Raw genomic sequence first — 17,139 nt, forward strand, 5'->3', positions numbered from 1 at the left:
TCGCCATATCGTGAAGCCGGTATCGTGGTCAGCTCGAACACATCATTGGAGTCACGCATGAACATCGCCCTGATCGGCGCCACCGGTTTCGTCGGCGCCGCCGTCCTGTCCACCCTCCTGCAACGCAATCACCAGGTCACCGCGCTGGTGCGCGATCCGTCGCGCCTGGCGCCGCAGCCCGGCTTGACCGTCAAGGTGGCCGACGCCTATGACGCCGATGCGGTCGCCGCCGCCGTGCGCGGTCACGACGCCGTGGTCTCGGCCTTCAATCCGGGCTGGAACGATCCCGCCCTGTATGACAATTTCATGCGCGGCAGCGCGGCCATCGAGCGTGGCGTGGAACTCGGCGGCGTGCGGCGCCTGCTGGTGGTTGGCGGCGCCGGCAGCCTGTTCGTGGCGCCCGGCGTGCAACTGGTCGACACGCCCGAATTTGTCGATCACGTGCCGCCCAATATCGTGCCAGGCGCACAGGCGGCGCGCGATGCGCTGAACACGCTGCGCGCCAGCACGGCGCTGGACTGGACCTTCCTCAGCCCGCCCGCGATGCTGGGGCAGGGCGATGCGACCGGCGCCTACCGTGTCGGCGGCGAGGATCTGCTGATGGACGGCGACCAGCCGGCCGGCATCGCGGTGGCCGACCTGGCGCTCGCGATCGCCGACGAGATCGAACGGCCGCGCCACCTGCGCGCGCGCTTCACCGTCGCCAGGGCGTAATCAATCGCGCAGGCCGCCGAAGCGGCCGTGATAGGCGGCGTCGGCGTCCGGCGTCGCCGCGTCTTCCTTGCGCAGCATGGCCAGCACGTGCTCCTCGGCGCGCGCGTGGCACAGGCGGTAGATCTCGCGCGCCAGCGCATAGGCGTCGGTCCCCGGCCACGGCTGCGGCAGCAGGGCCAGCGGCAGCATCGGATCGTGCAGCTGCACCCGGCGGTAGGCGTGGATCAGCAGGGTGCGGATCGCGAACGCATGCTCGGGCGTCACGTCGCCCTTGCCCAGCATGTCGGGCAGCGGCGCGAAGCGCTCGATGAAGCCCCGATAGGCGCTCACCACCGCATCGAGATTCCAGCAGTCGCCCACCAGCTCGGGCAGCGGGCGCGCGCCCATGCCGGGCAGCTCGTCGGCCTGGCACACGAACACCTTGTCGACCGCGTCCGCGCGCGCCAGGATCTCGCGCAGCGTGTCGCGCTCGGGCGCCGGATGCGCCATCACCCCCGTCGCCAGCATCGCGAAACCCTCCCATTCGAGTTCCTTGCGCAGCAGGGTGCGCAGCTCGCTGTCGATGCTGCCGCTCTTGCCATGCGGCGCCAGCACGAAGGTCCAGCGCCCATCCCAGTCCAGTCCCGGCGCCGAATAGATGCGGCGGTTGGCGCGCTCAAAGCGCGGCAGCGCCTTCGGCTCGATCGCATAGCGGCTGCGCCGGCCTTCGCGGCTGGCCGTCAGCCAGCCTTCCTGTACCAGGCGGAACACGCTGGTGCGCACCAGCCGGTCGCCGACGCCGAGCGGGCCCACCAGCTCGATCATGCTGCCCAGCCAGAAGGCGCCGCCGTGCGGGGCGATCGTGTCGCCGCACACGGTCACCACCAGCGACTTGTGGCGCGGCGGGTCGAGGGCCAGGTCGTGGGCGATCCACTCAGTGCTGGACAGTCGTTTCATGATTCTTGTCAATTTTTGGCGCTGCGATATGATTCAAAATTATTGTGTACATCAAGTTTTTTGTATCGTATTATGATTTGGACGGGTTTGCAATTGGTGAAAACCACGGGGGAAGCTATGTACGCACAGATGGTGGAGACCGGCCTCAATAAAGTCCGCACGGAACAGGACATGAGCGCCGAAGAGCAGGCGTTCCAGGCGCGCATCGACGCCGGGATCAAGATCGAACCGAAGGACTGGATGCCGGAAGCGTACCGCAAGACGCTGATCCGCCAGATCTCGCAGCACGCGCATTCCGAGATCGTCGGCCAGCTCCCGGAAGGCAACTGGGTGACGCGCGCGCCGACGCTGCAGCGCAAGTCGGTCCTGCTGGCCAAGATCCAGGACGAGGCCGGCCACGGCCTCTACCTGTACAGCGCCGCCGAGACGCTGGGCGTCTCGCGCGACGAGCTGCTGGCGGCCCTGCACGCCGGCAAGGCCAAGTATTCGAGCATCTTCAACTATCCGACGCTGAGCTGGGCCGACATGGGCGCGATCGGCTGGCTGGTCGACGGCTCGGCCATCATCAACCAGATCCCGCTGTGCCGCTGCTCGTATGGTCCGTATGCGCGCGCCATGGTCCGCGTCTGCAAGGAAGAATCCTTCCACGCGCGCCAGGGCTACGACATCATGATGGCGCTGGCCAGGGGCACGCCGGAGCAGAAGGCGATGGCCCAGGATGCGCTCAACCGCTGGTGGTGGCCTTCCTTGATGATGTTCGGTCCGTCCGACGCCGAATCGGTCAACAGCGCGCAATCGACGGCCTGGCGCATCAAGCTGTTCTCGAACGACGAGCTGCGCCAGCGCATGGTCGACCAGACCGTGCCGCAGGCCGAATACCTGGGCCTGACGATTCCCGATCCCGACCTCAAATGGAACGAAGAGCGCGGTTCCTACGATTTCGGCGAGATCGACTGGTCCGAGTTCCACAACGTCCTGAAGGGCAACGGGCCCTGCAACCGCGAGCGCCTGCGCACCCGCGTCAAGGCCTGGGACGACGGCGAATGGTTCCGCGACGCCCTGGTCGCCCACGCCGACAAGCAAGCTGCAAAAAAAGCCGCCGCATAAAAACACCCGTTCAATCCACGCCGGCGCACCGCAATAACGGAGACAAATCATGAGCAAAGAATGGCCCCTGTGGGAAGTCTTCATCCGCAGCCAGCACGGCCTCGCCCACAAGCACGTGGGCAGCCTGCACGCCCCTGACGCCGACATGGCGATCAACAACGCACGCGACGTCTACACCCGCCGCAACGAAGGCGTCTCGATCTGGGTCGTGCGCGCCGCCGACATCGTCGCCAGCAGCCCGCTTGACAAGGAGTCGCTGTTCGAGCCGGCCAACAGCAAGGTCTACCGCCACCCGACCTTCTTCCCGATGCCGGAAGAAGTCAAGAACCTGTGAGCCTCGACGTGGACAAATTCGTGGACGCCAAATTCCAGTACCTGCTGCGCCAGGGCGACAACGCCCTGATCCTGTCCCAGCAGCTGTGCCAGCTGGTCGGCAAGGGCCCCGCGCTCGAAGAAGACATGGCCCTGTCCAACGTCGCTCTCGACCTGCTGGGCCAGACCCGCATGTGGCTGAGCTACGCCGGCGAGCGCGAAGGAAAGGGCCGCGACGAAGACCGCCTGGCTTTTCTCCGCGACGCCATCGACTACCGCAACTGCCTGCTGGTCGAGCAGCCCAACGGCAGCTATGCCGACACCCTGACGCGCCAGTTCCTGTTCGACACCTGGCACTACTTCCTGATGGACGGACTGACCAGGTCGAGCGACGAGCGCATCCGCGAGATCGCCGCCAAGTCGATCAAGGAAGTGACCTATCACCTGCGCCGCAGCGGCGACCTGGTGGTGCGCCTGGGCGACGGCACCGACAAGAGCCGCGCCATGATGCAGGCCGCCCTCGAAGAACTGTGGATGTACAGCGGCGAGATGTTCCTCTACGACGAGATCGACAATGCGATGGTGGAGCAGGGCGTGGCCCCGCCGGCCGATGCCTTGCGCAAGCAGTCGCTCGACCACATGGCCGACATCCTGAGCGAAGCGACCCTCGTCATGCCGTCGCCCGACGCCTGGATGCAGCGCGGCGGCAAGCAGGGCCGCCACAGCGAACGCCTCGGCTTCATCCTGGCCGAGATGCAGTTCCTGCAGCGCGCCTATCCTGGAGCGGCCTGGTAATGACTGCCCTCGACGTCTCCGTCGAACAGGTGTGGGACTGGCTCGGCGAGGTCGCCGATCCGGAGATCCCGGTCATCTCGGTGGTCGATCTCGGCATCGTGCGCGCCGTGCGCCTGGAGGGCGAGGCATGCGTGGTCACGATCACGCCGACCTACTCCGGCTGCCCGGCGATGCGGGTGATCTCGGAATCGGTCAGCGATGCCCTGCGCGCGCATGGCATCGAGGATGTCCGCATCGAGAGCCGCCTGTCGCCCGCCTGGACCACCGACTGGATGAGCGCGGCGGGCAAGGCGGCATTGAAAGGCTATGGCATCGCGCCGCCGGTGCAGCAGGCGATCGACATCAGCGGGCTGCACGCCGGCATCCGCCGCCGCGCCGCGCCCGCCGTCGCCTGCCCCCACTGCGGCTCGTCCCACACCCAACTGACCAGCGAATTCGGCTCGACCCCGTGCAAGGCGCTGTACAAGTGCCTCGACTGCCGCGAGCCGTTCGACTACTTCAAATGCCACTGAGGCCAGCATGAGCAAGTTCTATCCACTGACCGTCTCGAAGGTGAAGCACGAGACGCGCGACGCCATCGCCGTCACCTTCGACGTCCCGCCCGAGCTGAAGGACACCTTCGCCTACCGCCAGGGCCAGTATCTGACCCTGCGCACGACCATCGATGGCGAAGACGTGCGCCGCTCCTATTCGATCTGCTCGGCCGTGCAGGAGGCGCAGTTGCGGGTGGCGATCAAGCGCTGCAGCGGCGGCCTGTTTTCTGGCTGGGCCAACGACAGCCTGCAGCCCGGCGCCACGCTGGAGGTGATGCCGCCCAGCGGCAACTTCAACGTGCCGCTCGACGCGGCGAGCCGCCGCCACTACCTGGCGTTCGCCGCCGGCAGCGGCATCACGCCGATCCTGTCGATCGTCAAGACCACGCTGCAGGCCGAGCCGCACAGCCGCTTCACCATCGTCTACGGCAACCGCGCCTCGTCGAGCGTGATCTTCCGGGATGAACTGACCGACCTGAAGGACCAGTACATGGGCCGCCTGCGCCTGGTGTACGTGATGAGCCGCGAGCAGCAGGACATCGAGCTGTTCAACGGCCGCATCACCGAAGACAAGTGCAGCCAGTTCCTGCGCCACTGGATCGACATCAAGGACATCGACGTCGCCTTCATCTGCGGCCCGGAAGACATGATGCACGGCGTCTCGCGCGCGCTGCAGGCAGCCGGCCTGCCGAAGGAGCAGATCCGCATCGAGCTGTTCGCAGCCAGCGCGCCGACGCGCGAGCGCAAGCCACGTTCGGTCGAATCGGCAGCACGAAACCTGACTGAAGTGACGGTGATCATGGACGGCAACGCCGCCAGCTTCACAATGGACAAGGACAAGGAATCGCTGCTGGACGCAGGGCTACGCGCCGGGCTGGACATGCGCTACTCGTGCAAGGGCGGCGTGTGCTCGACCTGCCGCTGCAAGGTGCTCGACGGCGAAGTCGAAATGGACGTGAATTACGCGCTCGAAGACTACGAAGTCGCGCGCGGCTTCGTGTTGAGCTGCCAGAGCTTCCCGGTCACCGACAAGGTGGTGGTCGATTTCGATATCCACGAATAAGAACCTGATGACGGAGACAACCATGAGCTATGAATCGATCACGTTCAAGATCGAGAACGGCATCGCGCTGCTGACGTTGAGCCGGCCCGACCGCCTGAACAGCTTCACCCGGGCCATGCACCTCGAAGTGCGCGACGCCCTCACGCGCGTGCAGGCCGACGGATCGGTCCGCGTGCTGGTCCTGACCGGCGCCGGCCGCGGCTTCTGCGCCGGCCAGGACCTGTCCGACCGCGCCGTCGACCCCGGCGCCCCCAGCGTCGACCTGGGCGAATCGGTCGAGAAGTTCTACGCCCCGCTGGTGCTGACCCTGAAGAACCTGCCGATGCCGGTGATCTGCGCCGTCAATGGCGTGGCCGCCGGCGCCGGCGCCAACCTGGCGCTGGCCTGCGACATCGTGCTGGCCGCCAGATCGGCCAGCTTCATCGAAGCCTTCAGCAAGCTGGGCCTGATTCCGGACACCGGCGGCACCTGGCACCTGCCGCGCCTGATCGGCCATGCGCGCGCCATGGGCCTGGCCATGCTGGGCGAAAAGCTCAGCGCCGAGAAAGCCGAGGAGTGGGGCCTGATCTGGCGCTGCGTGCCCGACGAAGCCCTGATGGATGAAGCCATGGCCATGGCCGAACACTTCGCCGCCGCTGCAACCCGCGGCCTGGCCTTCACCAAGAAAGCCTTCCAGGCCAGCTACGCCAACTCGCTCGAAGACCAATTGCAGCTGGAAGCCGGCATGATGCGCGAACTGGGCTACAGCCACGATTACCGCGAAGGCGTCGCCGCCTTCATGGCCAAGCGCGCGCCGCATTTCAAGGGAGAGTGAGCATGCACGCCATCCCTCCGGGCAGCACGGTCGCCGTCATCGGCAGCGGCGCCATGGGCGCCGGCATCGCGCAAGTGGCGGCCACCGCCGGCCACCAGGTCCTGCTGTTCGATACCCGGCCTGATGCCGCCGACAAGGCCATCCTTGAGATCGGCAAGACCTATGCGAAGCTGGTCGAGAAGGGCCGCATGGGTGCGGTCGAATCCGACCTGGCGCGCGAACGCCTCAAGCGCATCGCGTCATTGCACGAAGCCGCCGGCGCCGTCCTCGTGATCGAGGCCATCGTCGAAGACCTGGACGCCAAACGCTTGCTTTTCGCCGAGCTGGAAGGCATCGTCGGCGATCGCTGCATCCTGGCCACCAACACCTCGTCGATCTCGGTCACGGCCATCGGCGCGCAACTGCGGCGCCCCGAACGCCTGGTCGGCATGCATTTCTTCAATCCGGTGCCGCTGATGGCGCTGGTCGAAGTGATCAGTGGCCTGGCGACAAGCCGCGAGGTCGCGAACGTCGTCCACGCCACCGCCGAAAGCTGGGGCAAGAGCCCTGTGCATGCCAAGTCGACGCCCGGCTTCATCGTCAACCGCGTCGCCCGGCCTTACTACGCCGAGGCCCTGCGCCTGCTGCTGGAACAGGCCGCCGACGTGGCGACGCTGGACGCCGTGATGCGCGACTGCGGCGGCTTCCGCATGGGGCCTTTCGAGCTGATGGACCTGATCGGCCACGACGTCAACTTCTCGGTCACCAACTCGGTGTTCGCCGCCTATTACAACGACCCGCGCTTCACGCCCTCGATCCTGCAGCAGGAGCTCGTGAACGCGGGCTTCCTGGGCCGCAAGACGGGACGTGGTTTCTACCGCTACGGCGACGATGCCGCCAAACCGGCGCCGCAATCCGAAGCGCCGAGCCAGAAGCCGTCGGCGCTGCGCCATGCCGGCGGCCTGGGGGCGGTCGATGCGCTCGCTGAACGCCTGCGTGGCGCCGGCTTCGATCCGGTTGCCATCGAGGCGGCGCCCGGCCTGTATTGCGAAGGCGCCGCGATCCATCTCACCGATGGCCGCAGCGCCACCGAGCGCGCCGAAGCGGATGGCCATCGCGACACGATCCTGTTCGACCTGCTGCTCGACCCCGCGGGAGCCACCCGCATCGCGCTGGCGCGCGCCGACCAGTGCGGCGACGCTGCCTGGCAGGCCGCGGTCGGCTTGTTCCAGTCCGCCGGCTTTGCCGTGACGCGCCTGGACGACGTGCCCGGCATGGCCGTGATGCGCACCGTGGCGATGCTGGCCAACGAGGCCGCCGATGCCGTCAACCAGGGCGTGTGCAGCGCACGCGCCGTCGACATCGCGATGCAGAAGGGCGTCAACTATCCACGCGGCCCGCTGGCCTGGGCGGACAGCATGGGCTTGCGCCAGGTCGTCACCGTGCTGGCCAACCTGGCGGCCACCTATGGCGAAGACCGCTACCGCGTGTCGCCGCTGCTGCGCCGCAAGCTGGCGTCTGACCCGCAGGGAGCGCGTTTCCATGCACGTTGATCCACAACGGCTGGCCGAACTGGCCGGCCGCACGATGTACGAACGCGATCAGGCCAGCCAGGGCCTCGGCATGCAGTTGCTCGAAATCCGTCCCGGCTATGCGCGCATGTCGATGAAGGTGCGCGACGACATGCTCAACGGCCACGCCACCTGCCACGGCGGCTATATCTTCATGCTGGCCGACAGCGCTTTCGCCTTCGCCTGCAACTCGCACAACGTCAATACCGTCGGCGCCGGCTGCACCATCGACTACCTGGCGCCTGGCCGTCCCGGCGACGTGCTGGTGGCCGAGGCGGTGGAGCAGGCGCTGCAGGGCAAGACCGGCGTCTACGACGTCGCCGTGACCGACCAGGACGGGCGCAAGATCGCGCTGTTCCGCGGAAAGTCGCACCGCGTCGCCGGCACCCTGGTGCCGACGGACGCGTGAATCGTTACCAGAAAGGAGATCGAGATGGTCCAACGCATTGCGCTTGAAGGCGAGCTGGAACCGATCGAACGCGCCAGCCGAGACGAACTGCAGGCGCTCCAGCTGCAGCGCCTGCAATGGACGCTCAGGCACGCCTACGAGAACGTGCCGCACTACCGCGCCGCCTTCGACGAAGCAGGGGTGCACCCGAGCGACCTGAAGACGCTGGCCGACCTGGCCAGATTCCCGTTCACCGAGAAGAAGACGCTGCGCGACAACTACCCGTTCGGCCTGTTCGCCGTGCCGCGCGAACAGGTGGTGCGGGTCCACGCTTCGTCCGGCACCACCGGCAAGCCGACCGTGGTCGGCTACACCCGGAACGACATCGATACCTGGGCCAATGTCGTGGCGCGCTCGATCCGCGCCGCCGGCGGACGCAAGGGCGACCTGGTGCACATCTCCTACGGCTATGGCCTGTTCACCGGCGGCCTGGGCGCCCACTACGGCGCCGAACGCCTGGGCTGCACCGTGATCCCGATGTCGGGCGGCCAGACCGAGAAGCAGGTGCAGCTGATCTGCGACTTCAAGCCATCGATCATCATGGTCACGCCCTCGTACATGCTCAATATCGTCGAGGAGTTCGCCCGCCAGGGCATCGATCCTGCCACCTCGTCGCTCAAGGTCGGCATCTTCGGCGCCGAGCCGTGGACCGATGCGATGCGGCGCGAGATCGAGACGCGCGCCGGCATCGATGCGGTCGACATCTACGGCCTGTCCGAAGTGATGGGGCCGGGCGTGGCCAGCGAATGCATCGAGAGCAAGGACGGCCCCGTGATCTGGGAAGACCACTTTTATCCCGAGATCATCGACCCCGATACCGGCGAAGTGCTGCCGGACGGCGAAGAGGGCGAATTGGTATTCACTTCGCTCACCAAGGAAGCGCTGCCGATCATCCGTTACCGCACGCGCGACCTGACCCGTTTGCTGCCGCCGACCTCGCGCGCGATGCGCCGCATGGGCCGCATCACCGGCCGCTCGGACGATATGTTGATCATCCGCGGCGTGAACGTGTTCCCGAGCCAGATCGAAGAACTGATCCTCAAGATGCCGGCGCTGGCGCCGCAGTACCAGCTGGTGGTGGCGCGCGACGGCCATCTCGACATGCTCGAAGTGCTGGGCGAATTGCGTGATGCCTCTCTGCCGCCGGACAGCGTGGATGCGCTGTGCCGCGAGCTCCAGCACTGCATCAAGACCTATGTCGGCGTGACAACCCGCGTGACCCTGCTGCCGCCGCAAGGCATCGAGCGCACGCTGACCGGCAAGGCCCGGCGCGTGGTCGACCGCCGTCCACGACCATGACCAATGCAATCACAGGAGAGATTCATGACCGACGCCTTCATCGTTGACGCCGTCCGTACCCCCTTCGGCCGCTACGGCGGCGCCTTGTCCAGCATCCGCGCCGACGATCTTGCCGCGCTGCCGATCGCTGCGCTGATGGCCCGCAACGAGAACGTCGACTGGACGGCGGTCGACGACCTGTTCTACGGCTGCGCTAACCAGGCCGGCGAAGACAACCGCAACGTCGGTCGCATGGCCGCGCTGCTGGCCGGCCTGCCGCAAGACGTGCCGGCCAACACGATCAATCGCCTGTGCGGCTCGGGCATGGATGCCGTGGGCACCGCCGCGCGCGCCATCAAGGCCGGCGAGGCGCAACTCGTGATCGCGGGCGGTGTCGAAAGCATGACCCGGGCGCCGTTCGTGATGGGCAAGGCCGACAGCGCATTCTCGCGCGCGGCCAGGATGGAGGATACGACCCTGGGCTGGCGCTTCGTCAATCCGGCGATGAAGGCGAAGTATGGCATCGACTCGATGCCCGAGACCGCCGAGAACGTGGCGCGCGAATTCGGCATCGCCCGCGGCGACCAGGATGCCTTCGCGCTGCGCAGCCAGCAGCGCTGGGCGCGCGCGAATCAAGAAGGCTTCTTCAAGGACGAGATCGTGCCGGTGACGGTGCATGGAAAAAAAGGCGAATCGCGTGTGGTCGACACCGACGAGCAGCCGCGCCCCGACACCAGCCTCGAAGCGCTGGCCAGACTGAAAGGCGTGGTCACGCCGGACGGTTCGGTCAGCGCCGGCAACGCCTCGAGCCTGAACGACGGCGCCTGTGCGCTGCTGCTTGCTTCTGGCGAAGCCGCCGCCAGCTACGGCTTGACCCCGCGCGCCCGCGTGGTCGGCATGGCCACCGTCGGCCTGGCGCCGCGCATCATGGGCTACGGCCCGGCGCCGGCCGTGAAGAAGCTGCTGGCCCAGACCGGCCTCACGCTCGACCAGATGGACGTGATCGAGCTGAACGAAGCCTTCGCCGCCCAGGGCCTGGCCGTCACGCGCGACCTCGGCCTGGCGGACGACGACGCCCGCGTCAACCCGAACGGCGGCGCGATCGCCATCGGCCATCCGCTGGGCGCCTCCGGCGCGCGCCTGGTCATGACGGCCGTGAACCAGCTGCACCGCACGGGCGGACGCTACGCCTTGTGCACGATGTGCATCGGCGTCGGCCAGGGCATCGCGCTGATCGTGGAGCGAGTGTAAGGGCATGGTCAAGGTCTATGAAATCGACGGCGTGCGGCCGGTCGTGCACCCGACCGCCTACGTGCACCCGTCGGCGGTGCTGATCGGCGACGTGATCGTCGGCCCGCGCTGCTATATCGGCCCCTGCGCCAGCCTGCGCGGCGATTTCGGCCGACTGATCCTGGAAGAGGGCGCCAACCTGCAGGATACCTGCGTGATGCACGGCTTCCCGGGCGAGGACACGGTGGTCGAAGTCGACGGCCATATCGGCCACGGCGCCGTGCTGCACGGCTGCCGCATCAAGCGCAACGCCATGGTCGGCATGAATGCCGTCGTGATGGACAAGGCGGTGGTCGGCGAGGAGTCGATCGTGGCCGCGATGAGTTTCGTGAAGGCGGGCATGGTGATCCCGCCACGCTCGATGGTGATGGGCGCGCCGGCCAGGGTGATGCGCGAACTCCGCGAGGAGGATGTGCAATGGAAAAGCTTCGGCACCCGCCAGTACCAGGAACTGGCCGTGCGCTCGCTGCAGACCATGCGCGAAGTCGAGGCGGACCTCGAGGTACAACCGGACCGGCAGCGCATCGCATTCGACCCCGACGGCATGCACAAGCCGAAAGCCTGAAGAGACAAACGAGGAGACAGAACATGGGTGACATCCCGACACTACAAAGCCTGATCGCCGGCCGCTGGCACGGCCACGAAGCGCACACCGCGCTGCACAGCGCCCTCGACAACGCGCTGATCTATCACACGCATCTTGAACCAATCGATTTCGACGAGGCGCTCACGTTTGCACGCAAGACCGGCATCAAGAGCCTGATGGGCCAGGACTTCCAGAAGCGCGCGCAATGCCTGAAAGCGCTGGCGCTCTACCTCATGGAGCGCAAGGAAGAACTGTACGAGATCTCGCACCTCACCGGCGCCACGCGCCAGGACAGCTGGGTCGACGTCGAAGGCGGCATCGGCACCCTGTTCGCCTACGCCAGCATGGGCTCGCGCGAGCTGCCGTCGTCGAACGTGCTGCACGAAGGCCCGGCCATGGCGCTGGGCAAACGCGGCGGCTTCGCCGGCACCCACATCCTGGTGCCGCGCGGCGGCGTGGCGGTGCACATCAATGCCTTCAACTTCCCGATCTGGGGCCTGCTCGAGAAATTCGCGCCGAGCTTCCTGGCGGCCATGCCCTGCATCGCCAAGCCGGCCACCGCCACCAGCTACCTGACCCATGCCGTGGTCAGGATGATGATGGAATCGAACCTGTTACCGAGCGGCGCGCTGCAGCTCGTGATCGGCAGCACCGGCGACCTGCTGGACCGCCTGGGCGGCTTCGACGCCGTCACCTTCACCGGCTCGGCCGACACCGCCGCCAGGCTGCGTTCGAACCAGAACCTGATCCGCGCATCGGTGCCGTTCACGGCCGAAGCCGACTCGCTCAACTGCGCGATCCTGGCGCCGGACGTCACGCCCGACGATCCGGAGTTCGACCTGTTCGTCAAGGAAGTGGCGCGCGAGATGACCGGCAAGGCCGGCCAGAAGTGCACGGCGATCCGCCGCGTGATCGTGCCGGAAACGCTGGTCGATGCGGTCGGCGAACGCCTGCGCGAACGCCTGGCCAAGACCACGGTCGGCAATCCGAAAGTGGAGGGCGTGCGCATGGGTGCGCTGGCGTCGATGGAGCAGCACCGCGACGTCAGCGAGCGCGTCGAGCTGCTCGCGCGCGGCAACGAAGTCCTGTTCAGCGCGCGCGACGGCTTCAATCCGGTCGGCGACAACGTCGCCAGCGGCGCCTTCTTCTCGCCTACCTTGCTGCTGTGCCGACACGCGATGGACAACGACGCCGTGCACGACGTGGAAGCCTTCGGCCCGGTCAGCACGCTGATGACCTACCGCGACATCGATGAAGCCCTTGAGCTGGCCGCGCGCGGCAAGGGGAGCCTGGTGACGACGCTCGCCACCAAGGACCCTGCGATCGCCGCCCATGCCGTGCCGGTGGCGGCGGCCTCGCATGGCCGCGTGCTGATCCTGGACCGCGAAGCAGCGGTGGACAGCACCGGCCACGGCTCGCCGCTGCCGCAGCTGAAGCACGGCGGCCCGGGCCGCGCCGGAGGCGGCGAAGAGCTGGGCGGCATCCGTGCGGTCAAGCACTTCCTGCAGCGCGCCGCAGTGCAGGGTTCGCCGACCATGCTCGGCGCCGTGACCGGCGAATACGTGCGCGGCGGCGCCGTCAAGGAAAGCGAGATCCACCCGTTCCGCCGCTACTTCGACGACCTGGAGATGGGCCACTCGCTGCTGACCCACCGCCGCACGGTGAGCGAAGCCGACATCGTCAATTTCGGCGGCGTCTCGGGCGACTACTTCTACATGCACTTCGACGAGATCGCGGCGAAAGACACGCAGTTCGGCAAGCGCATCGCGCACGGCTACTTCGTGCTGTCGGCGGCGGCCGGCCTGTTCGTGTCGCCGGCGCCGGGGCCGGTGCTGGCCAACTACGGCCTGGACAACCTGCGCTTCGTGGCGCCGGTGGCGATCGGGGACACCATCCGCGCGCGCCTGACCTGCAAGCGCAAGGTCGATCGCAACCGCACCGACGAGCAGGGCAGGGGACAGGGCGTGGTAGCGTGGGATGTGCAGGTGACCAACCAGCGCGACGAGCTGGTGGCGAGTTACGATATCCTGACACTGGTACTGAAGCGCGCCTGATCCGGCGCCTCAATCATTCAGGGCAACCGAAAGGACGTGCGATGTCGAGACTCGATCTGAGCAGTATTCCGGTGTTGAGCGGCACCGGCTATCCGGCGCCGTTCCACGAGGCGGTGGACGGCCGCACGCGCCAGGCGTTGGGGGATTCAGGCGGCCTGACGCAGTTCGGCGTCAACCTGGTCGAGCTGCAGCCTGGCGCCGCATCGTCGCAGCGCCATTGGCACTCGCACGAGGACGAATTCGTCACGATCATCTCGGGGGAGCTCGTGCTCGTCACGGACGAGGGTGAGACCGTCATGCGTGCCGGTGACCACGCCGCCTTCCCGGCCGGGCGTCCCAATGGCCATCAACTGGTCAACCGCAGCTGGGGGCCGGGCGTGTTCCTCGTGATCGGTTCGCGCGACAAGGCCGACGTGGTGACCTATGCCGACATCGACATGCGCTACGAGCAGGCATCCAACGCCTATCTGCACAAGGACGGAACGCCTTATCCGAAACGGGACGCCTGACGCTCGGCTTCAGTCCAGCTTGCGTGCGTAACGTTCGCGCACATGCTGGCTGATGTAGGTCGACAAGCCCTGGCCCGCCGTGGCCAGTTCGCGCATCCTTGCGATGTGCTCGACGCCGGTGCTGTCCGCGGTGTACAGGTAGCGATCGCCGCCCGTGAACTTCACCGTGATCGAATCCGCCGCGAATTCATAGGCGACGACGCCGGCATGGCCGCTTCGGTTGGCGTAGCGCTGCATGATCCTTCTCCACAATCCCGTTGTTATCGCCATGGGATCACGTTCAGCATCAGGCAGGAGCACGATTCAGGAGCGCGTGCGCTGCAGCCGCAGCAGGCCTTCCGGCGTGCGGATCGCGCGCAGGTCGTCGTAGTCCGGCACGCCGGTCACCTCCGTCTCGAGCGGCTCGTGATGGGTGGCGGTGACGACGATGCTGTCCATCCCGGCCGCCTCGGCCGATTGCAGGCCGGCCAGCGTATCCTCGAACACCAGGCAGTCCTGCGGGCGCATGCCCAGCTTTTCGGCGCCCAGCAGGAAGGGATCCGGCGCCGGCTTGCCGCGCTGGACGTCTTCGGCGGCCACCATCACGGGCGGCGTCGGCAGCCCGGCCGCGGCGATGCGCGCCTCGGCCAGCGCACGCGGGGCCGACGTCACGATGGCCCAGCGGTCGGATGGCAGGGTGGCGAGGAAAGCCGCCACGCCGGCGATCGCCTCGATGCCTTCCACGTCCTCGATCTCGGCCAGCGTGATGCGCTGCGCCTCGGCTTCCACGTCGATATCGGGCAGGCCGACGCCGCGCACCGTGTCGATGCTGCGCTTGCCGTGAATGGTCGGCAGGAAGACGTCGACGTCCAGGCCATGGCTGCGGGCCCAGGCGGCCCAGACGCGCTCGGCGGCGATGATCGAAGTGAGGATGGTGCCGTCCATGTCGAACAGGAAGGCGGCGTAGTCGCGTGCGGGCAGGGCGGTCATTGGTTCAGATATCGATAGTAGAAGAAATGAAAAGCGGGCCGGGACGCGAAAAGCGCCGGCCCGCCTTTGGAAAAAAACCTGGGTCCCCGCCTGCGCGGGGACAAGCTTACTCGGCCAGTTGCTGGCGCACGCGCACGATTGCCGCGCGTACCTGGTTCGGCGCCGTGCCGCCCACGTGGTCGCGCGCCGCCACCGAACCCTCGAGGGTCAGCACCTCGAACACGTCCTGCCCGATCAGCGGCGAGAAGCCCTGCAGCGTCTCGAGCGACATCTCGGAAAGGTCGCAGCCCGCCTGGTCGCAGGCGCGCACCGCGTGCGCCACGGCTTCGTGGGCGTCGCGGAACGGCAGGCCTTTCTTGACCAGGTAGTCGGCCAGGTCGGTCGCGGTGGCATAGCCCTGCAGCGCAGCGGAGCGCATGTTCTCGGCCTTGACCGTGATGCCCGACGCCATGTCGGTGAAGATGCGCAGCGTATCGAGCACGGTGTCGATCGTGTCGAACAGCGGTTCCTTGTCTTCCTGGTTGTCCTTGTTGTAGGCCAGCGGCTGGCCTTTCATCAGGGTCAGGAGGCCGGTCAGGTGACCGTAGACACGGCCGGTCTTGCCGCGCGCCAGTTCCGGCACGTCCGGGTTCTTCTTTTGCGGCATGATCGACGAGCCGGTGCAGAAGCGGTCGGCGATGTCGATGAAACCGATGCGCGGGCTGATCCACATCACCAGCTCTTCCGAGAAGCGCGAGATGTGCATCATGAGGATCGAGGCGGCGGCGGTGAATTCGATCGCGAAGTCGCGGTCGGATACTGCGTCGAGCGAGTTGTGGCAGACGTCGTCGAAGCCCAGCGTCTTGGCCACGCGCAGGCGGTCGATCGGGAAGGTGGTGCCGGCCAGGGCGGCGGCGCCCAGCGGCAGGCGGTTGACGCGGCGGCGCGCATCCTGCATGCGCTCGGCGTCGCGGCCGAACATCTCGACATAGGCCAGCATGTGGTGGCCGAAGGTGATCGGCTGCGCCACCTGCAGGTGGGTGAAGCCCGGCATGATGGTGTCGGCGTGGCGTTCGGCGAGATCCGTCAGGGCACCGCGCAGGCCGGCCAGCAGGGCCAGGATGTCATCGATGGCGGCGCGCACGTACAGGCGGATGTCGGTCGCCACCTGGTCGTTGCGCGAGCGGCCGGTGTGCAGGCGCTTGCCGGCGTCGCCGACCAGTTCGGTCAGGCGCTTCTCGATGTTCAGGTGCACGTCTTCCAGGTCGAGCAGCCATTCGAAGTTGCCGGCGTCGATCTCGGACCGGATCTGGGCCATGCCGCGCTCGATCTCGGCACGGTCGTGCTCGCTGATGATGCCCTGGGCCGCCAGCATCTCGGCGTGCGCCAGCGAGCCCTGGATGTCGTATTGCGCCAGGCGTTTGTCGAAGAACACGGACGCGGTGTAGCGCTTGACGAGATCGGATACGGGTTCGGAGAAGCGGGCCGACCAGGCTTCGGCTTTTTTGGAGAATTGTTCGGTCATGGTGGAATTCCGGTTGGGGATCCATCGATTATAAACCGCGTCGCCGCCATGCCATCCGGTAGGCAGATTACCCAGGGAAAGCACGCGAAAAAAAGCGCGTAAAGCCCCCAATCGAAGCGGATGCGGGGAGCAATCGGCGCTAGAATGGTTTTTTTGCCAGCTTTGCAAGCCCAATGATTACGAACGATTCCAGCTTCCAGGTCAGTACCGACCAGTCCCGGCTCGACATCCCGATGATCTACCGCTTCCTCAGTGAGCAGTCGACCTGGGCCGTTGGCATTTCCCGTCCAACCGTCGAGCGCGCCATCGAGAATTCGCTGTGCTTCGGCGGTTTTCTCGACGGTCGCCAGATCGCGTTCGCACGTGTGATCACCGACTACGCCACCTTTGCCAACCTGGTGGACGTGTTCGTCGTGCCGGAATACCGGGGGCGTGGCTACGGCAAACAGTTGATCGGCGTGGTGCTGGGCCACCCCAGTCTCCAGAAGCTGCGCCGTTTTACCCTGGCCACCAAGGACTCGCACAGCTTGTACGAGCGCTTCGGCTTTACCGCGCCGTTGCACCCAGAGACATTGATGGAGCGTTACTTTCCCAACATCTATCTATCCTGAGCGTACTCAACATGGCGACGTGAATCTGGAATCAGGCTTAAGCTGATGGCTCATCAGAGGAAGCCC

At 66.7% G+C, this 17,139-nt stretch carries 19 protein-coding genes; 15 read left to right on the forward strand and 4 right to left on the reverse strand.

Annotated features, from left to right (window positions below; translation table 11 throughout):
- Nucleotides 1-57: 57 nt before the first annotated feature.
- On the forward strand, nucleotides 58-714 hold the full coding sequence (locus tag DIR46_RS16795; RefSeq protein ID WP_109346249.1) for an NAD(P)-dependent oxidoreductase: 657 nt from the start codon (nucleotides 58-60) through the stop codon (nucleotides 712-714).
- Here the strand turns inward: DIR46_RS16795 and paaX are convergent, their stop codons facing one another.
- The gene (gene paaX, locus DIR46_RS16800; RefSeq protein WP_109346250.1) at nucleotides 715-1,650 is read right to left on the reverse strand and encodes a phenylacetic acid degradation operon negative regulatory protein PaaX; all 936 of its coding nucleotides are present in this window, start codon (nucleotides 1,648-1,650) and stop codon (nucleotides 715-717) included.
- Between the two features lie 117 nt (nucleotides 1,651-1,767).
- On the opposite strand from paaX, the gene paaA reads away from it, so the two are divergent.
- From paaA to DIR46_RS16865, 13 genes are read left to right on the forward strand one after another with little or no spacing between them, the layout of a single operon-like run.
- Nucleotides 1,768-2,757, forward strand: a complete 990-nt coding sequence (gene paaA, locus DIR46_RS16805; protein ID WP_109346251.1) for a 1,2-phenylacetyl-CoA epoxidase subunit PaaA — start codon at nucleotides 1,768-1,770, stop codon at nucleotides 2,755-2,757.
- A 49-nt stretch (nucleotides 2,758-2,806) separates the two neighbouring features.
- On the forward strand, nucleotides 2,807-3,091 hold the full coding sequence (paaB, locus tag DIR46_RS16810; RefSeq protein ID WP_109346252.1) for a 1,2-phenylacetyl-CoA epoxidase subunit PaaB: 285 nt from the start codon (nucleotides 2,807-2,809) through the stop codon (nucleotides 3,089-3,091).
- A 20-nt stretch (nucleotides 3,092-3,111) separates the two neighbouring features.
- Nucleotides 3,112-3,864 carry a 1,2-phenylacetyl-CoA epoxidase subunit PaaC gene (gene paaC / locus DIR46_RS16815; RefSeq protein WP_109348052.1) on the forward strand — a complete coding sequence of 251 codons (753 nt, stop codon included), beginning with the start codon at nucleotides 3,112-3,114 and terminating at the stop codon, nucleotides 3,862-3,864.
- The gene (gene paaD / locus DIR46_RS16820; protein ID WP_109346253.1) at nucleotides 3,864-4,376 is read left to right on the forward strand and encodes a 1,2-phenylacetyl-CoA epoxidase subunit PaaD; all 513 of its coding nucleotides are present in this window, start codon (nucleotides 3,864-3,866) and stop codon (nucleotides 4,374-4,376) included. The genes paaC and paaD overlap by 1 nt, the downstream gene beginning before the upstream one ends.
- Nucleotides 4,377-4,383: 7 nt before the next feature.
- Nucleotides 4,384-5,460: a 1,2-phenylacetyl-CoA epoxidase subunit PaaE gene (gene paaE / locus DIR46_RS16825; RefSeq protein ID WP_109346254.1), complete on the forward strand. Its 1,077-nt coding sequence runs from the start codon at nucleotides 4,384-4,386 to the stop codon at nucleotides 5,458-5,460.
- 22 nt (nucleotides 5,461-5,482) lie between these two features.
- Complete coding sequence (paaG, locus tag DIR46_RS16830) at nucleotides 5,483-6,274, forward strand: 2-(1,2-epoxy-1,2-dihydrophenyl)acetyl-CoA isomerase PaaG (protein ID WP_109346255.1); 792 nt, start codon at nucleotides 5,483-5,485, stop codon at nucleotides 6,272-6,274.
- 2 nt (nucleotides 6,275-6,276) lie between these two features.
- Complete coding sequence (gene paaH, locus DIR46_RS16835) at nucleotides 6,277-7,806, forward strand: 3-hydroxyacyl-CoA dehydrogenase PaaH (RefSeq protein WP_109346256.1); 1,530 nt, start codon at nucleotides 6,277-6,279, stop codon at nucleotides 7,804-7,806.
- Complete coding sequence (paaI, locus tag DIR46_RS16840; protein WP_109346257.1) at nucleotides 7,796-8,233, forward strand: hydroxyphenylacetyl-CoA thioesterase PaaI; 438 nt, start codon at nucleotides 7,796-7,798, stop codon at nucleotides 8,231-8,233. Before paaH ends, paaI begins: the two co-directional genes overlap by 11 nt.
- A gap of 24 nt (nucleotides 8,234-8,257) precedes the next feature.
- On the forward strand, nucleotides 8,258-9,571 hold the full coding sequence (gene paaK / locus DIR46_RS16845; protein ID WP_109346258.1) for a phenylacetate--CoA ligase PaaK: 1,314 nt from the start codon (nucleotides 8,258-8,260) through the stop codon (nucleotides 9,569-9,571).
- Nucleotides 9,572-9,595: 24 nt separating this feature from the next.
- Nucleotides 9,596-10,801 carry a 3-oxoadipyl-CoA thiolase gene (gene pcaF / locus DIR46_RS16850; protein ID WP_109346259.1) on the forward strand — a complete coding sequence of 402 codons (1,206 nt, stop codon included), beginning with the start codon at nucleotides 9,596-9,598 and terminating at the stop codon, nucleotides 10,799-10,801.
- Nucleotides 10,802-10,805: 4 nt separating this feature from the next.
- Complete coding sequence (locus DIR46_RS16855; RefSeq protein WP_109346260.1) at nucleotides 10,806-11,405, forward strand: phenylacetic acid degradation protein PaaY; 600 nt, start codon at nucleotides 10,806-10,808, stop codon at nucleotides 11,403-11,405.
- Nucleotides 11,406-11,428: 23 nt separating this feature from the next.
- Nucleotides 11,429-13,480, forward strand: coding sequence for a phenylacetic acid degradation bifunctional protein PaaZ (gene paaZ / locus DIR46_RS16860; protein WP_109346261.1), 2,052 nt, complete (start codon nucleotides 11,429-11,431; stop codon nucleotides 13,478-13,480).
- A gap of 41 nt (nucleotides 13,481-13,521) precedes the next feature.
- Nucleotides 13,522-13,989, forward strand: coding sequence for a cupin domain-containing protein (locus DIR46_RS16865; protein WP_109346262.1), 468 nt, complete (start codon nucleotides 13,522-13,524; stop codon nucleotides 13,987-13,989).
- Between the two features lie 9 nt (nucleotides 13,990-13,998).
- Here the strand turns inward: DIR46_RS16865 and DIR46_RS16870 are convergent, their stop codons facing one another.
- The 3 genes from DIR46_RS16870 to argH all read right to left on the reverse strand — a co-directional run bounded on the left by DIR46_RS16870 (nucleotide 13,999) and on the right by argH (nucleotide 16,462).
- Complete coding sequence (locus DIR46_RS16870; RefSeq protein ID WP_109346263.1) at nucleotides 13,999-14,226, reverse strand: hypothetical protein; 228 nt, start codon at nucleotides 14,224-14,226, stop codon at nucleotides 13,999-14,001.
- A gap of 66 nt (nucleotides 14,227-14,292) precedes the next feature.
- Nucleotides 14,293-14,958, reverse strand: coding sequence for an HAD-IA family hydrolase (locus DIR46_RS16875; protein ID WP_109346264.1), 666 nt, complete (start codon nucleotides 14,956-14,958; stop codon nucleotides 14,293-14,295).
- Nucleotides 14,959-15,064: 106 nt separating this feature from the next.
- Complete coding sequence (gene argH / locus DIR46_RS16880) at nucleotides 15,065-16,462, reverse strand: argininosuccinate lyase (RefSeq protein ID WP_109346265.1); 1,398 nt, start codon at nucleotides 16,460-16,462, stop codon at nucleotides 15,065-15,067.
- A gap of 173 nt (nucleotides 16,463-16,635) precedes the next feature.
- Between argH and DIR46_RS16885 the strand changes: the two genes are divergently transcribed.
- Nucleotides 16,636-17,073 (forward strand): GNAT family N-acetyltransferase, encoded by a 438-nt coding sequence (locus tag DIR46_RS16885; protein ID WP_109346266.1) that lies wholly within the window; start codon nucleotides 16,636-16,638, stop codon nucleotides 17,071-17,073.
- Nucleotides 17,074-17,139: the final 66 nt, after the last annotated feature.

This window comes from Massilia oculi (assembly GCF_003143515.1).
In the GTDB taxonomy this organism is placed as follows: domain Bacteria; phylum Pseudomonadota; class Gammaproteobacteria; order Burkholderiales; family Burkholderiaceae_D; genus Telluria; species Telluria oculi.